The sequence below is a fragment of the Pseudomonas sp. LS_2 genome, from assembly GCF_042709235.1.
Taxonomy (GTDB): Bacteria; Pseudomonadota; Gammaproteobacteria; order Pseudomonadales; family Pseudomonadaceae; genus Aquipseudomonas.
The window spans coordinates 148,382-167,869 of sequence record NZ_JAVAYC010000002.1 but is presented as its reverse complement, the minus strand read 5'-3'; the positions used below and the strand labels follow the sequence as shown (position 1 = coordinate 167,869).

Here is a 19,488-nt window from a genome sequence, read left to right as displayed (position 1 = left end):
ACAAGGGTGGATCAGCTCAGGGCTGCCAGGACCTTGGCGGTGATGGCTTCGACCGAGCCGACGCCTTCGATGTGGCTGTACTTGGGCTTGCCGTTCTGCACGGCGGACAGCTTCTGGTAGAAGTCGACCAGAGGCTTGGTCTGGCTGTGGTAGACCGACAGGCGGTGACGCACGGTTTCTTCCTTGTCGTCGTCGCGCTGGATCAGCTCTTCGCCAGTGACATCGTCCTTGCCTTCCACTTTCGGCGGGTTGTACTGAATGTGGTAGGTGCGGCCCGAGGCCAGGTGGACGCGGCGGCCAGCCATGCGGCCAACGATCTCTTCGTCGTCCACGGCGATCTCCACCACGTTGTCGATCTCGACACCGGCGGCGACCATGGCTTCGGCTTGCGGGATGGTGCGCGGGAAACCGTCGAACAGGCAGCCGTTGGCGCAGTCGGGTTGAGCGATACGCTCCTTGACCAGGCCAATGATGAGGTCGTCGGAAACCAGCTGGCCGGCATCCATGACTTTCTTCAGTTCCAGGCCCAGCGGGGTACCAGCCTTGACCGCCGCACGCAGCATGTCACCGGTGGAGATCTGTGGAATGCCGAACTTCTCGGTGATGAACTTTGCCTGAGTACCTTTACCGGCCCCGGGAGCTCCCAGCAGAATTACGCGCATCTCGTGCTCCTCATAATTTTTTTATGCAAATCAGTGGATTCGGCGCACAGGGCCAAGTCCGGAAAATCGGTTCAGACCGAAAAATCGGTCAAAAGGCTGCTCAAGATACACAGCGCCCGGCAGCCAGACAAGCGTTCGAAACCGGCGGTAAAGCACTGTTCCCGAACGCTGACCGTGCAGGTTGCGCCCAGCGCAACCCAGCCCACCGCCGAACCTGGCCAGCCCCCGGGCAACACCCCGACCCTGGCGCCCTGCCCCCTCAGCCGGTGTTGCGCAAACCAGCGGCGATGCCCGCCACGGTCACCAGCAGGGCCTGCTGCAATGGGCTATCCAGAGCGGCTTCGCGGCTGCGCGAGCGGGCCAGCAACTCGGCCTGCAAGCGGTGCAGCGGGTCCAGGTAGGTGTTGCGCAAGCGAATGAATTCCAGGGTTTCAGGACTGTGCGCCAGTAGCACCGGTTGTCCCGTCAGGCCCAGCACCACCTGGCATGACTGCGACAATAGGTCGCGCAGCTGCGCACCCAGTGGCAGCAGTGGCGGTTGCACTAGACGTTCGTCGTAGGCCTTGGCAATTTCGCCGTCAGCCTTGGCCAGGACCATCTCCAGCATGTCGATGCGGGTGCGGAAGAACGGCCATTGTTCGCGCATCTGCCCCAGCAACTCGCCCTGGCCACGGGCCAGGGCATTGCCCAGCGCCGTCTCCCAGCCCAGCCAGGCGGGCAGCATCAGGCGGGTCTGGGTCCACCCGAAGATCCACGGAATCGCCCGTAGGCTCTCGATACCGCCGGCGCGACGCTTGGCCGGGCGACTGCCCAGTGGCAGGCGGCCAAGTTCCTGCTCAGGGGTGGACTCACGGAAGTACTCGACGAAATCCGGGTGCTCGCGCACCACGCCGCGGTAGGCCTTCAGGCCATCGGCGGCCAGCTGGTCCATGAGTTCGCGCCAAGCCGGTTGCGGTGGCGGCGGCGGCAACAGGGTCGCCTCCAGCACGGCGGCCAGATAAAGGTTGAGGTTCTGTTCGGCGATGCCTGGCAAGCCGAACTTGAAGCGAATCATCTCGCCCTGCTCGGTGGTGCGGAACCTGCCGGCCACCGAGCCCGGCGGCTGCGACAGGATCGCCGCATGCGCCGGGCCACCACCACGCCCCACGGTGCCACCACGACCATGGAACAGCAGCAACTCGACCTGGTGCTCAGTGCAGATACGCACCAGGTTCTCCTGCGCGCGGTACTGCGCCCACGCCGCTGCCGTGGTGCCTGCATCCTTGGCCGAGTCGGAATAGCCGATCATCACTTCCTGCGGCCCATGCAGGCTGGCGCGGTAGCCTGGCAGACCCAGCAGGCGCTCCATCACCGGGCCTGCGTTGTCCAGGTCGGCGAGAGTCTCGAACAGCGGCACGACGCGCATCGGCCGAGTGAGGCCGGCTTCCTTGAGCAGCAACTGCACTGCCAGCACGTCGGACGCGGCGCCGGCCATGGAGATCACGTAGGAGCCCAGCGAGGCACCCGGCGCTGCAACGATCTCACGGCAAGTGGCAAGCACCTCGGCGGTGTCGGCCTGGGGCTTGAAATGCCCGGGCAACAGCGGACGGCGATTCTTCAGTTCAGCTTGCAGGAAGCTAATGCGCTGTTCCTCATCCCAGTCGGCGTAGCGACCAAGGCCCAGGTAGTCGGTGATTTCCGACAGCGCATCGCGGTGCCGGGCTGCGTCCTGGCGCACGTCCAGTCGGACCAGGAACAGGCCAAAGGTCACCGCCCGGCGCAAGGTGTCGAGCAGCGGGCCATCGGCGATCACGCCCATCCCGCATTCGTGCAGCGACTGGTAGCAAAGCTCCAGCGGCTCGATCAGCTCGCGGTTGTCCACCAGCACCTCGGCGCTGGCAGGCTGGGTACTCGCCAGCGAGGCATGGGCCCAGGCGCGGGTAGCACGCAGCCGCTCACGTACCTGCTTGAGCAGGGCGCGGTAGGGCTCGGCGCTGTCGCCCACTTTTGCGCGCACAGCAGCGCTGGCCTGCTGCATCGACAGCTCCGCCGCCAGGTAGTCGATATCGCGCAGGAACAGGTCGGCGGCCATCCAGCGTGCCAGCAGCAGCACTTCGCGGGTCACTGCGGCGGTGACGTTGGGGTTGCCGTCGCGGTCGCCGCCCATCCACGAGGCGAAGCGCACGGGCGCGGCCTCCAGCGGCAGGTGCAGGCCGGTGGCCTCGGACAAGGCCTGGTCGACCTTGCGCAGGTGGCTGGGAATGGCGTGCCAGAGAGAATGCTCGATCACTGCGAAGCCCCATTTGGCTTCGTCCACCGGGGTTGGCCGGGTGCGGCGGATTTCCTCGGTGTGCCAGGCCTCGGCGATCAGTCGGCGCAGCCGTTCGCGTATCTGCTGGCGCTCGGCCGGGGTGAGGTCGCGGTGGTCCTGGGCCGCCAGTTGCGCGGCAATGGCGTCGTATTTCTGGATCAACGTGCGCCGCGCCACCTCGGTGGGGTGCGCGGTGAGCACCAACTGGATGTCCAGCCGCGCCAACTGTCGGGCCAGCGCATCAGCCTTGTGCCCGGCTTGCTTGAGACGTGCGAGCAGTTCAGGCAGCGCGCGGTCCTCGAACGGGGCGGGCTGCCCGGCATCGCGGCGGTGAATGAGCTGGTACTGCTCGGCGATGTTGGCCAGGTTGAGGAACTGGTTGAAGGCCCGCGCCACCGGCAGCAGGTCGTCTTCGGCGAGGTCCGCCAGGGTGGTGCTGAGTTGCTCGGCCGCTCCTTGGCGGTCGGCCTTGGCACTGTGTCGAATGTCCTCGATCTTCTGCAGGAACGCCTCGCCGTGCTGCTGGCGAATGGTTTCACCCAGCAGTTCACCCAGCAGGTGGACATCTTCACGCAAGCGCACATCGATATCGGTCATTGCCTCTCCCTTATGGCGCGGACCACCCGCGCAGCCGCCCAGGTAACGCACCAAGAGTGCCTACAGGCAGGCCCGCAAGGCAAGCTGGGATCGGCGGATGCAACTAAAGTGAATTGAGGCCATCCCACTTTCATGTCCTGGCATCGAAGAGGTCACCATGAAAATCCGCGAGCTCGCCCAGCATTGGGAACAGAACGCCTCAGGGGCGCTGAGCAACACCGGCCACGTCCTGCACCTGGAACTGGAAGCCGAAGCACGCCTGGCCGCGCTGGTGGAGATGTTCCCCAGGCGCACGCCCGAGGAACTGCTGGGCGAGCTGGTGGGCGCCGCGCTCGAGGAGCTGGAGGCCAGCTTTCCCTACGTCAAGGGCCAGCAGGTGATCGCTACCGACGAGGAAGGCGACCCGTTGTACGAGGACATCGGCGCGACGCCACGCTTCCTGGCCCTCTCCCGCCGCCATCTGCATGCCTTGAGCAACGCCAAGGGCAAGCGCGAAAACTGACTGCAGTGCCCCGTCGATGTCCCACGGCGAGGCAGTATTTGTAAAAAATGGCTGACCAATCGTTCACAAATCTTCACATGTCGCCGGCGAGTTTTTTCTGAACTATCGCGAAACCGTCCAAGTCACAGCCAATAGCCATCACGCAAAAACCCTGCACTCATGGCCTTTGGCGCAACGGCTTAAGCCGTGGGGTTGCCAGGGATTTAGCGATGGACTGCTACGGACACAGTAATTCAGGAGAAATCCAATGGAGTTGACCACCATGAAGACCCGCATCTCGAAACCCTCATCCTCTCACCTGCGCGGGCTCAAGCTGGCCGCCTTGGCTCTGGGCAGCAGCCTGGTACTGGCTGGCTGCGCTGGCAACCCGCCCACGGAGCAGTACGCCGTTACCCAATCGGCCGTGAATTCCGCTGTCAGCGCGGGAGGCACCGAGTTTGCCGCCGTGGAAATGAAAGCAGCCCAGGACAAGTTCAAGCAGGCGGAAATCGCCATGCATGACAAGAACTACGAAGAAGCCAAGCGCCTGGCCCAACAGGCCGAATGGGACGCTCGTCTGGCCGAACGCAAGGCTCAGGCAGCCAAGGCCCAGAAGGCCGTGCAGGATGCCCAGCAAGGTATCCAGGACGTGCGTGAAGAAGGCCTGCGCAGCGCCCAATAAGGCCCTGTCACGCCCTCTATCGCCTTCGTTATCGATCAAAGGATGAACACTATGCGCAACTACGTAATGATTCCCGCCCTGCTGGCCCTGAGCGTCGGCCTCACCGCTTGCTCCCACGACCCGAACCCGAACCTCGAGGCGGCCCGCACCAACTTCTCGTCGCTGCAAAGCGACCCGCAGGCGAGCAAGATCGCGGCCCTTGAGACCAAGGACGCACAGGACTGGTTGAACAAGGCCGACAAAGCCTATATGGATCGCGAAGACACCAAGCAGGTCGACCAACTGGCCTACCTGACCAACCAGCGTGTCGAAGTGGCCAAGCAGACCATCGCCCTGCGCACTGCCGAGAACGAGATCAAGAATGCCGCCGCCCAGCGCGCCCAGGCCAAGCTTGACGCTCGCGATGCGCAAATCAAGAAACTGCAGGACAGCCTGAACGCCAAGCAGACCGACCGCGGCACCCTGGTGACCTTTGGTGACGTGCTGTTCGACTTCAACAAGGCCGAGCTCAAGAGCAGCGCCTACCCGAACGTGACCAAGCTGGCGCAGTTCCTCCAGGAGAACCCGGAGCGCAAGGTGATCGTCGAGGGCTACACCGACAGCGTAGGTTCGGCCAGCTACAACCAGTCTCTGTCCGAGCGCCGCGCCGGTGCGGTGCGCATGGCGCTGGTACGTGCAGGCGTAGACCCAGCGCGCATCGTTGCCCAGGGTTACGGCAAAGAGTTCCCGGTAGCGGACAACTCCAGCAACTCGGGCCGTGCGCAGAACCGTCGCGTGGAGGTGACCATCTCCAACGACAACCAGCCGGTGGCACCGCGTTCGGTGAGCCAGGTGCAGTAAGGCCTACAGGCTGAACGAAGAACCCCGCCTTGATGGCGGGGTTTTTCATGGGCACGGGATTTGGCCCAAGCGTGCGCATGCGTTCAGTCAGCACCGCCCTTTGTAGGCGCGGCGCTGACCCACCACGGCAGTACACCCTAGGGTCATCGCTCCTGCTGCGGCGTCTCCTGCCCCATACAGCGGATGGCACGCTTGCGGTTGTCCACCAGCACGCCGGTCAGGCCTTTTTGCTGGATATCGAACAGCACCAGCACGCCATCGATGCACTGCGCCACCTGTGGTGCAGGCTCCAGCGATACCTTGTAGTCCTCGCCGGGGATGGTCTTGAGCATGGTGTAGTCCTGCAGCAACAGGGCGTCCTGGGGCTTGGCGAAATGCAGGTAGCCGTAGTACCACAGCACGCCCACCGTCACGAAGATGCTGCCGATGCCGGTCAGGATCAGCGGGATGGCGTTACGTTCTTCACTCATTGCGCATTCTTCTCTTCAGGATAGTTCGGCACCTCGCCCAGGCGGCGCAGGCCATTGAAATGGTTGGGGTCGTCGAGGAAGCGCAACATCACCTGGCGCCAGGTGGCATCGGCGAAGGTCTGCACATGCCCGCCGCGGGTCAGTTGCAGCACCCGTGGCGGTGGTGCGTGCTGGTACAGGCGGATGCCGTTGTCCATTGGCACCAGGTTGTCGTCGATGCTGTGGAAGAACAGCTTGGGCGGGCTGCTCAGGCGTTCGATCGAGTGGATCGGGCTGTCGCCGTCGGGCACCAGCCAGGACAGCGGCACTTGCAGGGGCCAGGTCAGCCACGAAGTGCTCAGGGCGAAGCGGCCAACCTCGCGGTAGCTGGCCGGCACGCCATCGAACACCAGGGCGCTGAAGCGCTGGCGCTGCTCGGGGTGGGCCGCCAGGTAATGAATGGCCATCGCCCCACCCAGGCTCTGGCCCAGCAGCACCTGGGGCTTGCCGCGCACCTCCGGGGCCTGGTCGAGCCATTGCATGGCCGCCTCGATGTCCTGGTAAACCGCCGGCAACGTCGGTTTGCCCTGGGACAAACCATAGCCGCGATAGTCGACCATCAGAACCTGGTAACCGGCCTCGGGCAGCCAGTAACTCGCGCCCAGATGCCAGGCCAGGTTGCCGCCGTTGCCATGCAGATGCAGCACGGTCCCCTTGACCGCGCCCCCCTCCTTGGCCGGTAGCCACCAGCCATGCAGGCGCGTGCCGTCGCGGGCGGTCAGGGTCAGGTCGCGGTAGGCCAGCTTGGCTTTCTCGGGGGTGAAGGGCTGGCCTGGCTCCGGATAGAACAACAGGCTGCTGCATCCGCCCAGGAGCAACAGCCCGAGGGCCAGGGCAAGGGCTTTAGAGAATATTCGCGTAGTCGGCTTCAATACGGTCCAGGCTCAGGTGATTGAGGAAGTTGGAGAAGCACATCCAGGCCGACAACGCGTTGAGGTCGCGGAATTGCTCGGGCAGGTACTTGGGCGGCGCCACCAAGCCCTCTTCGACCAGTTGGCGCAGGGTGCGCATGTCCTCGAGGGTGGTCTTGCCGCAGAACAGCAACGGAATCTGTTCAAGCTTGCCCTTCTTCACAGCCAACTGAATGTAGTTGTAAACCATGATGAAACCCTTGAGGTAGGACAAGTCCTTGGTAAACGGCAGCCCATTGGGCACCGAGCCGCGGAATACCCGGCTGGCATTGCCATAGCTTTCCGCCATCTCGAAGCCCTGGCCGCGGAAGAACTCGTAGACCTGAATGAAATCTGCCCCCTCCTCGACCATGTGGATGGCGCGGGTACGGTTGGTCAGCTTGCGCAGGCGGCTGGGGTAGGAGGCGAAGGCGATCACCTCCATGAGAATGGCCAGGCCTTCCTGGGTCACCGTCGACGACGGCGGGCCCTTGGCCAGGAAGGTGCAGATCGGCTGGTTCTGGCCATTGAGCGTGGTACCGACGTGCACCAGCCCTTCATGCACTTCGAGTGCGCGTACGTCGCGGCTGTTGAACATGGCGTCGGCGCGCACCTTGATGTAGTCGGCACCGGCGGCAGCATCGGCGACGATGCCATCGGACTCGAACACGCGGATGGTTTCCTCGGCCTCGCCGAATACCTTGTTCAGGCGGCGCTGGAGAATCTCCACGGCCTCCTTGGCGGTGAGGTTCTTGGCTTCGTCCTTGAGGTCACCGCGTCCATCGATGTTGTTCAGGTAGTCCGAGAGCATCAGGCCAAGGTCGGCCAAGGTCGGGTCGCCCGCGTGGAAGGCATCGGAAGCGGCGCCGTAGAGCTCCTGGGAGATCAGGCCGAAATCCTCGGTGCCGCGTGCTTCGAGCATGCGCACCACCATGCGGTATTCCTTGCACATGCGCCGCATGATCTGTCCAACCGGATTGAACTGGCCGAGCTGGCGGGTGATGTCGCGCTCGATGTTCTGGAACTCGGCCTTCACCGCGGCGGAGTCGAACGACAGCGGCCGGCCTTGGTAATAGGCACGGTCCACGGCGGGTGGCTCCTTGCCCTTGGACTTGAGGAAGCCCTGGCGGATGCTGTCGTCCCATTTCACCGCATCGAGTACGCGGATGGGGGTTTGCGCGGCGACGATGCGGTCGGACAGTGCGCGTATGGTCTGCTGGTATTCGTCCACCGGGGCTCCTTGACTGGACCTGAATGACTTGCGGTGTCTGTACCGGCCTATTCGCAGGCAAGCCCGCTCCTACAGGTTCGGCGCCGTTCTCAGGTACAGCGCTGAGCCTGTGGCAGCGGGCTTGCCTGGAAAGCAGCCGACGCGGTTGATCATTTACCCGCGCGCTGGAAGCGCGCCACCTCGACGAACAGGTCGGAGTTGGCCGGGTCGTCCAGGTAGGCCAGGACCCGCTCGGCAGGGCTGTCGATCAACACCCCAGGGCCGTTGTCCTCGGCCACCTCGGTGCTGCGACCGCTCAGTTCCTTGCTGTCCACCGCCTGCTGTACTTGCTCGACGTCCAGGTTGTAGACCACCAGTTCCTTGCCCTCGACCACCTCGAAGCCGCCGATCAGGAATTTCCCGCCCAGGCGCTTGGGCACTCCGGCCGAGAGGTACCAGCGGTTGCCATGCCGGGCGACGGTAAAGGTGTATTCCTCGGGCGCCTTGCCCTGGGTTCGCGCCACGGCCTTGTAGGTATTGCCGCCCGCGCGACTGATCGCCAGTTTCAAGGGCTGGCCCCAGGCGTCCTTGCTGGTCCACTGGCCCAGCAGCGCCTTGGGTGCCTGCTGGTTGCCGGCCAGCGGCTCGTCGAAGGTCACCAGGCAGCCGCCGAGCGACAGCAACGACAAGGTCAACAACAGCACACGCCAGGCTTTCATCAGGTTCTCCTTGAAAATTCGGTCGCGCCTCACTCCGCGGCCAGCACCAAGTGCAGGTACCGGGTAAGAATAGCGAGCATCTGCCCATCGGCCTGTGTATTCGCCTCTTTGAGCAGCCCTTGATATTCCATCTGCTCGATGATGGCCGTCAACACCAGGGCGTCCTGCTCCGGCTGGCGCGAGCCAACCACATGCAGCATCTGCCGCGCACCATGCAGCAGGATCTGCTCATGGGCCCGCACCAGCCCGGCCAGGCGCGGGCAGAGCAGCGCCTCCTGGCGGAAGGCCTGCTCGGCCATCAGGAAGTCGCGGCGGTTGTGCAACTGGCGCATGACATAGTCGGCGGTCATGCGCGCCACCTCGTCCGCCAGCCGCGCCCGCGACTGCGGGCTGCCGTCGCCTTGGGCCAGAAGCTGGCGCAGCACGCCCTCGGTGGTGGTCCACAGCTTGGCCATGTACGCGGCGCTGCGCTCGACGTACTGGGCGAAGGTGTCGGCGAGCAGGTCTTCGATGTCCTTGAAATAGTAAGTGGTCGCCGACAGCGGCACACCCGCTTCGGCAGCCACCGCGCGGTGACGCACGCCACGTACGCCATCACGCACGACGATGCGCATGGCAGCGTCGAGGATCTGCTGGCGCCGCTGCTCGCTGCCCTGGCGGCTGGTCTTGCGGCCTTGGTACTGCACGTTCTCGGCAACGGCGTTGGCCACGCCGGCGGCGCCTTGCTGGGCGTTTGCGGGGTTCACGGAAGGCACCTCATAGTTCAAGTGGTCTACAGCCTGTATGGCCCATTCGCGGGTAAACCCGCTCCCACAGGTACGGCGTCGCCCTGAAGGGCAGCGATGAGCTTGTGGGAGCGGGTTTACCCGCGAACAGAGTGCGACTGGCACTCTACACCCGGGCAAGAAAAAGCCGCCTCGAAAGGCGGCTTGTTCAAATGACTCAGGCCTGTGGGCGCATGTGCGGGAACAGGATTACATCGCGGATCGACGGCGAGTTGGTCAGCAGCATCACCAGGCGGTCGATACCGATGCCTTCACCGGCAGTCGGCGGCATGCCGTACTCCAGGGCGCGAACGAAGTCGGCGTCGTAGTGCATGGCTTCGTCGTCACCGGCGTCCTTCTCGGCCACCTGGGCCAGGAAGCGCTCGGCCTGGTCTTCGGCATCGTTGAGCTCGGAGTAGGCGTTGGCGATTTCGCGACCACCGATGAACAACTCGAAGCGGTCGGTGACCGCCGGGTTGTCGTCGTTGCGGCGCGCCAGCGGCGACACTTCGAACGGGTACTCGGTAATGAAGTGCGGCTGCTCCAGCTTGTGCTCGACCAGCTCCTCGAAAATCATCACCTGCAACTTGCCCAGGCCTTCGTGGCCCAGCACCTTGGCACCGGCCTTCTTGGCGATGTCGCGGGCGCGGTCGACGTCCTGCAGGTCGGCAGCGGTCAGCTCGGGGTTGTACTTGAGGATCGAGTCGAACACCGACAGGCGCGCGAACGGCTCGCCGAAGTGGAACACCTTGTCGCCATACGGCACGTCGGTGCTGCCCAATACCAGCTGCGCCAGCTCGCGGAACAGTTCCTCGGTGAGGTCCATGTTGTCGCGGTAGTCGGCGTAGGCCTGGTAGAACTCGAGCATGGTGAACTCGGGGTTGTGCCGGGTCGAGACGCCTTCGTTACGGAAGTTGCGGTTGATCTCGAATACCTTTTCAAACCCGCCGACCACCAGCCGCTTGAGGTACAGCTCCGGCGCGATACGCAGGAACATGGCCATGTCCAGGGCGTTGTGGTGGGTTTCGAACGGCTTGGCCGCAGCGCCGCCAGGGATGGTCTGCAGCATCGGCGTCTCGACTTCGAGGAAGTCGCGCTCGCTGAGGAACTTGCGAATGTGCGAGATCACCTGGGAACGCACACGGAAGGTGTGGCGGGTCTCCTCGTTGACCATCAGGTCGACGTAGCGCTGGCGGTAACGCTGCTCGGTGTCGGTCAGGCCGTGGTGCTTGTCGGGCAGCGGGCGCAGCGACTTGGTCAGCAGGCGCACGCGGGTCATCTCGACATACAGGTCGCCCTTGCCGGAGCGGGCCAGGGTGCCTTCGGCGCTGATGATGTCGCCCAGGTCCCAGGTCTTTACCGCCTCAAGGGTCTCTTGCGCCAGGGTCTTGCGGTTGACATAGACCTGGATGCGCCCGGTCATGTCCTGGATGACCATGAACGAGCCGCGATTGAGCATGATGCGACCGGCGACCTTGACCGGAATCGCTGCAGCTTCCAGCTCTTCCTTGGTCTTGTCCGCGTACTGTTTCTGCAGGTCGTTGCAGTAGCTGTCGCGGCGGAAGTCGTTGGGGAAGGCGTTGCCCTTGGCACGCTCGGCGGCAAGTTTTTCCTTGCGCAGGGCGATCAGGGCGTTTTCTTCCTGTTGCAGGTCTTGCGGTTGGGTGTTGAGGTCGCTCATGTCGTCAGTGTTTCCATCAGGTGTTCGTTGCCCCTGTCGGGCAGGGCACGCGATACCGGCTGGCGGCCAGGTATCGCGGCGGTGGTGTACGGGTTACAGCCCCTGCTTGAGGCTCGCTTCCAGGTACTGGTCGAGGTCGCCGTCCAGCACCTTCTGGCAGTCGCTGCGCTCGACGCCGGTACGCAGGTCCTTGATACGCGAGTCGTCGAGCACGTAGGAACGGATCTGGTGGCCCCAGCCGATGTCCGACTTGCTGTCTTCCAGCGCCTGGGAAGCGGCGTTGCGCTTCTGCATTTCCAGTTCGTACAACTTGGCCCGCAGCATCTTCATGGCGGTGTCCTTGTTGGCGTGCTGGGAGCGCTCGTTCTGGCAGGCGACCACGGTATTGGTCGGCACGTGGGTGATACGCACCGCCGAGTCCGTGGTGTTGACGTGCTGGCCACCCGCGCCGGAGGAGCGGTAGGTGTCGATGCGCAGGTCGGACGGGTTGATCTCGATCTCGACCTTGTCGTCGATTTCCGGGGAGACGAACACTGCCGAGAACGACGTGTGGCGACGGGCGCCGGAGTCGAACGGGCTCTTGCGCACCAGGCGGTGCACGCCGATCTCGGTGCGCAACCAGCCGAAGGCGTACTCGCCCTTGATGTGCACGGTGGCGCCTTTGATACCGGCGACTTCACCTTCGGACAGCTCGATGATGGTGGCGTCGAAACCGCGCTTGTCGGCCCAGCGCAGGTACATGCGCAGCAGGATGTTGGCCCAGTCCTGGGCCTCGGTGCCGCCGGAGCCGGCCTGGATGTCCAGGTAGGCGTTGTTCATGTCCATCTCGCCGCTGAACATGCGACGGAACTCAAGCTCGGCCAGGCGCTCTTCGAGGCCTTGCAGCTCGGTCACTACGTCTTCCACGGCGCCTTCGTCGTTTTCCTCGACGGCCATGTCGAGCAGGTCCTGGCAGTCGGCCAGGCCACCGGACATCTTGTCCAGCGTCTCGACCACCTGCGCCAGCATGGCGCGCTCACGGCCAAGGCCCTGGGCGTACTCGGGTTTGTTCCAGACGGCCGGGTCTTCCAGCTCGCGGTTGACTTCGATCAGGCGGTCAGCTTTTTGATCGTAGTCAAAGATACCCCCGAATGGACTGGGAACGCTCGGTGAGGTCCTTGATGGTGTTCAGGATCGGTTGGATTTCCATGGCGGGCAGCTCTCGTGCGAATTCGGTGAAAAGCCCGCGAGTATAGCGCAGTCTCGCGCTCGACGGCAGGGCCGTCGAGCAGGGGTTGCAGGGGTAGGTTTGCGTCGCTCTTTTCGCGGGCAACCCGCCCCTACAGCGGCAGCTTCGAGCCTGCAGGAGCCTGCCTGCACGCGACAAAGGCGACGCGCTACCCGAGCCTCAGGCCACCCCGACCTGGTTGCGTCCACTGTGCTTGGCCTGGTAGAGACCTTTGTCCGCCGCCGAGATCAACTGGCGGCTGTGGCTGCCGACTGCGGGGGTCTGGGTCGCCAGGCCGATACTGACGGTCAGGCGAGAATCGTCCTGCGGCGCGGTGTGCGGGATATTCAGCGCCAGCACTGCCTGGCGCAACTTCTCGGCGATCAACCGCGCGCCGCCCGGCGAGGTGTTGGGCAGCACCAGGGCGAATTCCTCGCCACCGTAGCGTGCCGGAAGATCGCTGGGGCGCGAGCACGAGCCGCGGATGGCCTCGGCCACCTGGCGCAGGGCCTCGTCACCGGCCAAATGGCCGAAGCCATCGTTGTAGGCCTTGAAATAGTCGACATCGATCATCAGCAGCGACAATTGCTGCTGCTCGCGCATGGCGCGGCGCCACTCGAGCTCCAGGTACTCGTCGAAATGGCGACGGTTGGACAGCCCGGTGAGGCCGTCGGAGTTCATCAGCCGCTGCAGCATCAGGTTGGTGTCCAGCAACTGTTGCTGGCTCACGCGCAAGGCGCGGTAGGCCTCGTCGCGTTGCAGCAGGGTCTGGTAGGAGCGCGAGTGGTAGCGGATGCGCGCCACCAGCTCGATGGTGTCCGGCAGCTTGACCAGGTAGTCGTTGGCCCCGGCGGCGAAGGCGGCGCTCTTGACCAACGGGTCTTCCTTGGTCGACAGCACGATGATCGGGATGTCCTGGGTGGCCGGGTTGTTGCGGTACTCGCGCACCAGTGTCAGGCCATCCAGCCCAGGCATGATCAGATCCTGGAGGATCACCGTGGGTTTGATGCGCATGGCCTGGGCTACCGCCTGGTGCGGGTCGGCGCAGAAGTGGAAGTCGATGTTTTCCTCATGGGCCAGCCCACGCCGTACCGCCTCGCCGATCATCGCCTGGTCGTCGACCAGGAGGACCATCGCCGCGCCTTCGTTGATGGTCGTTATACCTTCGCTCGGTAACTCATTCATTGCTGTTCACCCGGTCACTGCCGGCACGGCGGCGTGACTCAATACATAACGTCATTTCGAAAATATCTCCACCAATCGTCCGGCAATCCTGTCCAGCGACCGGATCTCGGTGGCCGCATCGATCGCCGCGGCCGCCTTGGGCATGCCATACACGGCACTGCTCTGCTGGTCCTGGGCGATGGTAAGAAAACCGCGTTGACGCATCTGCTTGAGGCCCTGGGCACCGTCGCGCCCCATGCCGGTGAGCAGTACGCCCACGGCATCGCCACCCCAGAAACGCGCCACGCTTTCGAAGAACACGTCGATAGAGGGTCGGTAGATCTCGTTGACCGGCTCCGCGGTATAGGCCAGCTGGCCGCCCTGGAGCAAGCGAATATGATGGTTGGTACCCGCCAGCAGTACCTGCCCCGGCTGCGGCGGCTCGCCTTCGTGGGCCAGGCGCACCGGCAAGCCGGAAACACCACTTAGCCACTCGGCCATGCCGGCGGCGAATACCTGGTCGACATGCTGCACCAGCACGATGGCTGCCGGAAACTGCCGGGGCAGCCCCTTGAGCAGCACCTCCAGCGCCGCCGGCCCACCTGCCGATGAGCCGATCGCCACCAGGCCACGTCGCTGCACGTCGCCGCGCAGGGGCGCGGCGACCGTTCGTGGTGCGCTGGCCCGCTGGCCGATCAGCCAGCCGATATTGAGGATCTTGCGCAGCAGCGGCGCCGCTGCCTCGCGGGCATCCCCGGCGCCCAGGGCCGGGGTGTCCACCACGTCCAGGGCGCCATGGCCCATGGCCTCGAACACCCGATGCACGTTCTGCTTGCGGTCTACCGTGACGATGACGATGGCGCAAGGCGTCTCGGCCATGATCCGCCGGGTCGCCTCCACGCCATCCATCACCGGCATGATCAAGTCCATCAGGATAAGGTCCGGGGTCTGCTCGGCGCACTGGCGCACCGCTTCGGCGCCATTGTCGGCAACCCAGATCACTTCGTGCGCAGGCTCGAATGCCAGCGCACGGCGCAAGGCCTCGACGGCCATGGGCATATCGTTGACGATGGCGATCTTCATCCTTGTGCCCCCCCGATCAACTCGACCACGGCTTCCAGCAGCGCATCGTCATGGAAGCTCGCCTTGGCCAAATAATAGTCGGCGCCAGCGTCCAGTCCACGCCGGCGATCTTCCTCGCGGTCCTTGTACGACACCACCATCACCGGCAACGATTGCAAGCGGTGGTCGCGGCGCACCAGGGTCACCAACTCGATGCCATCCATGCGCGGCATGTCGATGTCGGTGATCAGCAGGTCGAAGTCTTCGCTGCGCAAGGCGTTCCAGCCATCCATGCCATCGACCGCCACCGCCACGTCATAGCCGCGGTTGCCCAGCAACTTGCGTTGCAGCTCGCGCACGGTGAGCGAGTCGTCGACCACCAGCACGCGCTTGCGGGCAATGCCCTGGCCGGCCTTGGCACCGCGCTCGATGCGCTCCAGGCGGCCGGTGCTGAGCAGCTTGTCCACCGAACGCAGCAGGTCTTCGACATCGATGATCAGCACCACCGAGCCGTCGTCGAGCAAAGCACCGGAGGAAATGTCCTGGACCTTGCCCAGGCGCGCATCGAGGGGCATCACCACCAGCACCCGCTCGCCGATCAGCCGCTCCACCGCCACGCCATAAAGCTGCTCGCGCTCGCGGATCACCACCACCCGCAAACTGCCTTCGTCGCCCTGCCCGGCAGGCCGGTTGAGCAACTGACTGGCCGCGACCAGGCCGATGTGTCGGCCCTCGTGCCAGAAATGCTGGCGCCCCTCGAGCTGCACGATCGCTTCGGCCGGTACTTCGAGCGTGCGCTCGATATGCGCCAAGGGGAACGCGTAGGCTTCGCCACCGACTTCCACCACCAGGCTACGCACCACCGACAGGGTCAAAGGCACTTCCAAATGGAAACGGCAGCCCTGGCCCGCCACCTGGGTCAGCTCGATCGACCCGCGCAGCTCACGGACCATATGCTGCACCGCATCCAGGCCGACACCGCGCCCGGACACCTCGGTCACCTGCTGGCGCAGGCTGAAGCCTGGTAGGAACAGGAAGGTCAGCAGCTCCGCCTCGCTCATCTGCGCCACGGTCTCGGCCGGCGACAGCCCGCGCTCGACAATACTGCGGCGCAGGCGCTCCAGGTCGATACCGGCACCGTCATCGGACAGTTCCAGCACCAGCAGGCCGGCCTGGTGAGAAGCGCGTAGACGCAATGTGCCATCAGCCGGCTTGCCCGCCAGCAGGCGCCGCTCGGGCAACTCGATGCCATGGTCGACGGCATTGCGCAGCAGGTGGGTCAAAGGCGCCTCGAGCTTTTCCAGCACGTCGCGGTCGACCTGGGTCTTCTCGCCTTCGATCACCAGGCTCACCTGTTTCCCCAATGAACGCCCCAGATCGCGCACCATGCGACTTTGCCCGGTAAGCACATCGGCGAACGGGCGCATGCGACAGGCCAGCGCGGTGTCGTAGAGCAGTTGCGCACGCTGGCTGGCCTGCCAGCCGAACTCATCGAGGTCGGCGGCTTGCTGCTGGAGAATCTGCTGGGTTTCGGCCAGCAGCCGCTGGGTCTGAGCCAGGGCCTCGAGTACCTCGGGGCTCTGGCCGCTGCCTTCGAGCTGGGTCTTGAGGCCGTCGAGCGCGCGCATGCCCTGGCCATGCATGCGCTTGAGGCGTTGCAAAGTGGCCAGGTAGGGCTTGAGCCGTTGGGTCTCGACCAGCGACTTGCTCGACAGGTCGAGCAGGCTGTTCAGGCGATCGGCAGTGACCCGCAATACCCGCTCGCCCCCTTCCCCGCCGCGTTTGCCGCTTTTGCGCGACGGTGCAGGCTCGGGCTCGACTTCAGGCTCGGTGACGGGTGGCAGGGGCGTCGTTACAGGAGGTGGTGGCGTAGCGGGCACGCTAGCCTTAGGCGTTGCCACGGGCGGCGCCGAGGGGTCGAGCAAGGCGGCCATCTGCACCAGGAACGCAGGTACCGCCGCTTCCCCTGCCGGGTCACCGGGCGTTGCGATGCGCATCAAGAGGTCGGTGCCCTGCAACAACGCATCGATATGCTCCGGACGCAGCAACAGGCGGCGCTCCTGGGCGGCAACCAGGCAATCTTCCATGACGTGGGCCACGCTGACCCCAGCGTCGATACCGACAATTCGCGCAGCGCCCTTGAGCGAGTGCGCAGCACGCATGCAGGCTTCCAGCTGGTCGGCCTGGGTCGGGTCACGTTCCAGCGCCAGCAGGCCTGCGCTCAACACCTGGGTCTGCGCCTCGGCCTCCAGGCTGAACAGCTCGAGCAACGATGCGTCGCGCATTTGCTCTGGGGTCATGACAGGCTCCGCTTCACGGCAGACAGTAGATGTTCAGGGTCGAGCACACGCACGCTGCGGCCTCGCCACTGCAAGGCGGCCAAGGTGAAGGGGGCGGCTTCACCGGTGTTTTCCAGGCGCGCCGGATCGAGCCGGTGGATGCCGTCCACCTCGTCCACCGGCATCACCACCGGCCCGCCTTGCGCGGCGAGAATCAACATGCGCGGCATCACCCGCCCGGTACGCGCCTGGACAGGTTCGCCAGCCATGCCCAGCAGGTCGCCAAGAGAGAGGCAAGGCACCAAGGCGCCGCGCACATTGGCCACACCTTGCAGCACGCGCGAGCGCTGGTGCGGCAGCGAATGCACGGCCTGCAACGGGGCGATCTCGGCCAGGCAGGCCGTGGCCAGGGCCAGCCATTCCTCGCCGAGGCGAAACAGCAGCATCGAGCGTCCTCTGGCATCCTGCTCCGGCGCGGCCGGCTCGTCGCGCTCGTCCTGCACCAGGGCATAGCGATCCAGCAGGCGCGTCGCGGCTGCGGCGTAGACCTCGCAGTTGCGGCAATGGATATGCTGTTCGAGCAAGGGGCAGGTCTTGTCGCCATGCACGCCGATACGGTTCCAGCAATCGTCGATGGTGTCATCGTGCTGGGCAATCAATTGCATCGGGTTTGCGCCACTCATCGTTCAGACTCCCTGCCGACCCGCACTGCCCGCGCCTGCAAGCGACGAGCCCCTGCCTCGTCGCCCTGGGACGCCAGCAGCGCGGCCAGTTGCACCAGGGTTTCACCGTGCTGGGGCTCCAGGTAGAGGGCCTTGCGGTAATGGCTGAGCGCTGCCTGGGCATCGCCTGCGGTGTCGCTGAGCAACCCCAGCCAGTAGTACACCTGCGCCTTGGGCTCGAATTGGCGCAGGTAGCGCTCGCAGCTGGCCCGCGCCTGGTCGCTGGCACCGGCATTGGCCTGCTCGGCGATGGTCGCCAGCAAGGCATCGGCACTTTCACGTTCTACGGATGGCTTCGCGACGACTGGTCGCGGGGCAGCACTGCGGGGCATGGCCGACACCGGCCGCGGCGCCGGGGCAAGCTGCGGCGTGATGCGCGGTGCAGGCACAGCCGCGCTAGGCGCTGGGCTGGCCTGCGGGCTGTGGCGCACATAGGCGAACGACTGGGCGATGCCCAATGGCCGCATGCCCAGGCGCGCCAGCAGGCTGCCTTCGGCAGGGCCTATGAACAGTACACCTTGGGCGTGGGTCAGGTGCTTGAGCATCTCGAACACCCGCTGCTGGGTGGGCACATCGAAATAGATCAGCAGGTTGCGACAGAACACGAAGTCGTACCAGCCATCCTGGCGGCGCAGGGCCGGGTCGAGCACGTTGCCGACCTGCAGATGCACCTGCGCGCGCACTCGGCTGTCCAGCCGATGGCAATCGCCTTCCTCACTGAAATGCCGCTCGCGGAACGCCAGGTCGCTGCCACGGAACGAGTTGCGTCCATACAGCGCCTGCGCGCCACGGGCCACGGAGTTGGGGCTGATGTCCATGCCGTCGACGCGGAACGAGCCAGGCGCCATGCCACTGTCGAGCAACGCCATGGCGATCGAATAGGGTTCCTCGCCGGTCGAGCACGGCAGGCTGAGGATACGCAGCGGGCGTGTGCCGGCCAGCTCGGCCAGGCGCTTGTGGGCCAGCCCCACCAAGGCGGTGAATGACTCCGGGTAGCGGAAGAACCAGGTCTCGGGGACCACCACCGCCTCGATCAGCGCCTGCTGCTCATCGTGGGATTGCTGCAGGCGCAGCCAATAGTCGCCCAGGTCTTGCGCGCCCAGGGCAGTGCAGCGTTGACGCAAGGCGCGCTCGATCATCGGCGCGCCGACCGAGTCGACATCCAGGCCGATGCGCTCTTGCAAGAACCGGTAGAAGCGCTGCTCGCTCATGCTGGCACCTGCCCATGCTCTTCAGGAAACAACAGGCTGCGCACGGCATCGCTCAGCAGGTCGTCCACCTGGATACGCTGCACCAGCCCCTGCGCGTCCTGGCGCACAGGGCCCAGGTAGCGGGCCTCGGCGTTGTCCAGGCCATAGGGTTGGAACTCCTGGGGGGCGCAGCGCAGGGTGTTGGTCGCCTGTTCGAGGATCAGGCCCAGTTGAAGGTCTGGCCGCTGCGGGTCGCCGCGATAGTGCACCAGTACCAGCCGGGTACTGGTGCGTTGCGCAGCCGTGGCGCCGAAGCTCAGCGCCGACACGTCGATCACCGGCACCAGCGCACCACGGTGCCCCAGCACCCCAGCCACCCAGGCGGGTGCCTGGGCGATGGGCTTGAGCCTGCGCAGTGCCAGCACCTCGATCACCTCGCGCACATCCAGCGCAAAGCGCTGCCCGCCGATGTGGAACAGCAGGTAGAGCACGCCTTGCGCCTCGCCCAGGCACTGACCACGCAGTTGCAGGTCGCTCAT

General features: G+C 65.0%; 18 protein-coding genes. 3 read left to right on the top strand and 15 right to left on the bottom strand.

Features of this window, described 5'->3' with window-relative positions:
• Nucleotides 1-11: 11 nt before the first annotated feature.
• Nucleotides 12-662, bottom strand: a complete 651-nt coding sequence (gene adk / locus RAC97_RS02535; protein ID WP_375098151.1) for an adenylate kinase — start codon at nt 660-662, stop codon at nt 12-14.
• 259 nt (nt 663-921) lie between these two features.
• Complete coding sequence (ppc, locus tag RAC97_RS02530) at nt 922-3,549, bottom strand: phosphoenolpyruvate carboxylase (protein WP_375098150.1); 2,628 nt, start codon at nt 3,547-3,549, stop codon at nt 922-924.
• Nucleotides 3,550-3,706: 157 nt separating this feature from the next.
• On the opposite strand from ppc, the gene RAC97_RS02525 reads away from it, so the two are divergent.
• The 3 genes from RAC97_RS02525 (at nt 3,707) to RAC97_RS02515 (ending at nt 5,552) form a co-directional block, all read left to right on the top strand.
• Complete coding sequence (locus tag RAC97_RS02525; protein ID WP_375098149.1) at nt 3,707-4,051, top strand: pilin assembly protein; 345 nt, start codon at nt 3,707-3,709, stop codon at nt 4,049-4,051.
• A 247-nt stretch (nt 4,052-4,298) separates the two neighbouring features.
• Complete coding sequence (locus tag RAC97_RS02520) at nt 4,299-4,712, top strand: DUF4398 domain-containing protein (protein WP_375098148.1); 414 nt, start codon at nt 4,299-4,301, stop codon at nt 4,710-4,712.
• A 51-nt stretch (nt 4,713-4,763) separates the two neighbouring features.
• Nucleotides 4,764-5,552 carry an OmpA family protein gene (locus RAC97_RS02515; RefSeq protein WP_375098147.1) on the top strand — a complete coding sequence of 263 codons (789 nt, stop codon included), beginning with the start codon at nt 4,764-4,766 and terminating at the stop codon, nt 5,550-5,552.
• 143 nt (nt 5,553-5,695) lie between these two features.
• Here RAC97_RS02515 and RAC97_RS02510 read toward each other — a convergent pair whose 3' ends face one another.
• From RAC97_RS02510 to RAC97_RS02450, 13 genes are all read right to left on the bottom strand, one after another.
• Nucleotides 5,696-6,022, bottom strand: coding sequence for a hypothetical protein (locus RAC97_RS02510; RefSeq protein WP_375098146.1), 327 nt, complete (start codon nt 6,020-6,022; stop codon nt 5,696-5,698).
• Nucleotides 6,019-6,933, bottom strand: a complete 915-nt coding sequence (locus RAC97_RS02505) for an alpha/beta hydrolase (protein WP_375098145.1) — start codon at nt 6,931-6,933, stop codon at nt 6,019-6,021. Before RAC97_RS02505 ends, RAC97_RS02510 begins: the two co-directional genes overlap by 4 nt.
• Complete coding sequence (locus RAC97_RS02500; RefSeq protein ID WP_375098144.1) at nt 6,905-8,182, bottom strand: flavohemoglobin expression-modulating QEGLA motif protein; 1,278 nt, start codon at nt 8,180-8,182, stop codon at nt 6,905-6,907. Before RAC97_RS02500 ends, RAC97_RS02505 begins: the two co-directional genes overlap by 29 nt.
• A gap of 149 nt (nt 8,183-8,331) precedes the next feature.
• Complete coding sequence (locus tag RAC97_RS02495; protein ID WP_375098143.1) at nt 8,332-8,880, bottom strand: hypothetical protein; 549 nt, start codon at nt 8,878-8,880, stop codon at nt 8,332-8,334.
• A gap of 29 nt (nt 8,881-8,909) precedes the next feature.
• Nucleotides 8,910-9,626, bottom strand: coding sequence for a TetR/AcrR family transcriptional regulator (locus tag RAC97_RS02490; RefSeq protein WP_375098142.1), 717 nt, complete (start codon nt 9,624-9,626; stop codon nt 8,910-8,912).
• A 196-nt stretch (nt 9,627-9,822) separates the two neighbouring features.
• Complete coding sequence (gene lysS, locus RAC97_RS02485; RefSeq protein ID WP_375098141.1) at nt 9,823-11,325, bottom strand: lysine--tRNA ligase; 1,503 nt, start codon at nt 11,323-11,325, stop codon at nt 9,823-9,825.
• Between the two features lie 93 nt (nt 11,326-11,418).
• Nucleotides 11,419-12,514, bottom strand: a protein-coding gene (gene prfB / locus RAC97_RS02480) for a peptide chain release factor 2 (RefSeq protein WP_375098140.1) whose coding sequence is annotated in 2 segments (ribosomal slippage) — nt 11,419-12,441 and nt 12,443-12,514 — 1,095 coding nt in all. Because the reading frame shifts where the segments join, the coding sequence is not laid out codon by codon here.
• 198 nt (nt 12,515-12,712) lie between these two features.
• On the bottom strand, nt 12,713-13,717 hold the full coding sequence (locus tag RAC97_RS02475) for a diguanylate cyclase (protein WP_375098139.1): 1,005 nt from the start codon (nt 13,715-13,717) through the stop codon (nt 12,713-12,715).
• Between the two features lie 51 nt (nt 13,718-13,768).
• Nucleotides 13,769-14,779 (bottom strand): chemotaxis response regulator protein-glutamate methylesterase, encoded by a 1,011-nt coding sequence (locus tag RAC97_RS02470; RefSeq protein WP_375098138.1) that lies wholly within the window; start codon nt 14,777-14,779, stop codon nt 13,769-13,771.
• Nucleotides 14,776-17,058 carry a hybrid sensor histidine kinase/response regulator gene (locus RAC97_RS02465; protein ID WP_375098137.1) on the bottom strand — a complete coding sequence of 761 codons (2,283 nt, stop codon included), beginning with the start codon at nt 17,056-17,058 and terminating at the stop codon, nt 14,776-14,778. The genes RAC97_RS02470 and RAC97_RS02465 overlap by 4 nt, the downstream gene beginning before the upstream one ends.
• Complete coding sequence (locus RAC97_RS02460) at nt 17,055-17,720, bottom strand: chemotaxis protein CheW (RefSeq protein ID WP_375098136.1); 666 nt, start codon at nt 17,718-17,720, stop codon at nt 17,055-17,057. The genes RAC97_RS02465 and RAC97_RS02460 overlap by 4 nt, the downstream gene beginning before the upstream one ends.
• Nucleotides 17,717-18,970: a CheR family methyltransferase gene (locus RAC97_RS02455; RefSeq protein WP_375098135.1), complete on the bottom strand. Its 1,254-nt coding sequence runs from the start codon at nt 18,968-18,970 to the stop codon at nt 17,717-17,719. Before RAC97_RS02455 ends, RAC97_RS02460 begins: the two co-directional genes overlap by 4 nt.
• Nucleotides 18,967-19,488 carry a chemotaxis protein CheW gene (locus tag RAC97_RS02450; RefSeq protein WP_375098134.1) on the bottom strand — a complete coding sequence of 174 codons (522 nt, stop codon included), beginning with the start codon at nt 19,486-19,488 and terminating at the stop codon, nt 18,967-18,969. Before RAC97_RS02450 ends, RAC97_RS02455 begins: the two co-directional genes overlap by 4 nt.

Excerpts from the sequence above, each read along its gene's own strand:
- RAC97_RS02460 (WP_375098136.1), bottom strand. The coding sequence starts at position 17,720 with ATGAGTGGCGCAAACCCGATGCAATTGATTGCCCAGCACGATGACACC.
- RAC97_RS02520 (WP_375098148.1), top strand. The coding sequence starts at position 4,299 with ATGGAGTTGACCACCATGAAGACCCGCATCTCGAAACCCTCATCCTCT.
- adk (WP_375098151.1), bottom strand. The coding sequence starts at position 662 with ATGCGCGTAATTCTGCTGGGAGCTCCCGGGGCCGGTAAAGGTACTCAG.
- RAC97_RS02470 (WP_375098138.1), bottom strand. The coding sequence starts at position 14,779 with ATGAAGATCGCCATCGTCAACGATATGCCCATGGCCGTCGAGGCCTTG.
- RAC97_RS02495 (WP_375098143.1), bottom strand. The coding sequence starts at position 8,880 with ATGAAAGCCTGGCGTGTGCTGTTGTTGACCTTGTCGTTGCTGTCGCTC.
- RAC97_RS02515 (WP_375098147.1), top strand. The coding sequence starts at position 4,764 with ATGCGCAACTACGTAATGATTCCCGCCCTGCTGGCCCTGAGCGTCGGC.
- RAC97_RS02450 (WP_375098134.1), bottom strand. The coding sequence starts at position 19,488 with ATGAGCGACCTGCAACTGCGTGGTCAGTGCCTGGGCGAGGCGCAAGGC.
- RAC97_RS02455 (WP_375098135.1), bottom strand. The coding sequence starts at position 18,970 with ATGAGCGAGCAGCGCTTCTACCGGTTCTTGCAAGAGCGCATCGGCCTG.
- RAC97_RS02465 (WP_375098137.1), bottom strand. The coding sequence starts at position 17,058 with ATGACCCCAGAGCAAATGCGCGACGCATCGTTGCTCGAGCTGTTCAGC.
- RAC97_RS02510 (WP_375098146.1), bottom strand. The coding sequence starts at position 6,022 with ATGAGTGAAGAACGTAACGCCATCCCGCTGATCCTGACCGGCATCGGC.
- RAC97_RS02475 (WP_375098139.1), bottom strand. The coding sequence starts at position 13,717 with ATGAATGAGTTACCGAGCGAAGGTATAACGACCATCAACGAAGGCGCG.
- ppc (WP_375098150.1), bottom strand. The coding sequence starts at position 3,549 with ATGACCGATATCGATGTGCGCTTGCGTGAAGATGTCCACCTGCTGGGT.
- RAC97_RS02525 (WP_375098149.1), top strand. The coding sequence starts at position 3,707 with ATGAAAATCCGCGAGCTCGCCCAGCATTGGGAACAGAACGCCTCAGGG.
- lysS (WP_375098141.1), bottom strand. The coding sequence starts at position 11,325 with ATGAGCGACCTCAACACCCAACCGCAAGACCTGCAACAGGAAGAAAAC.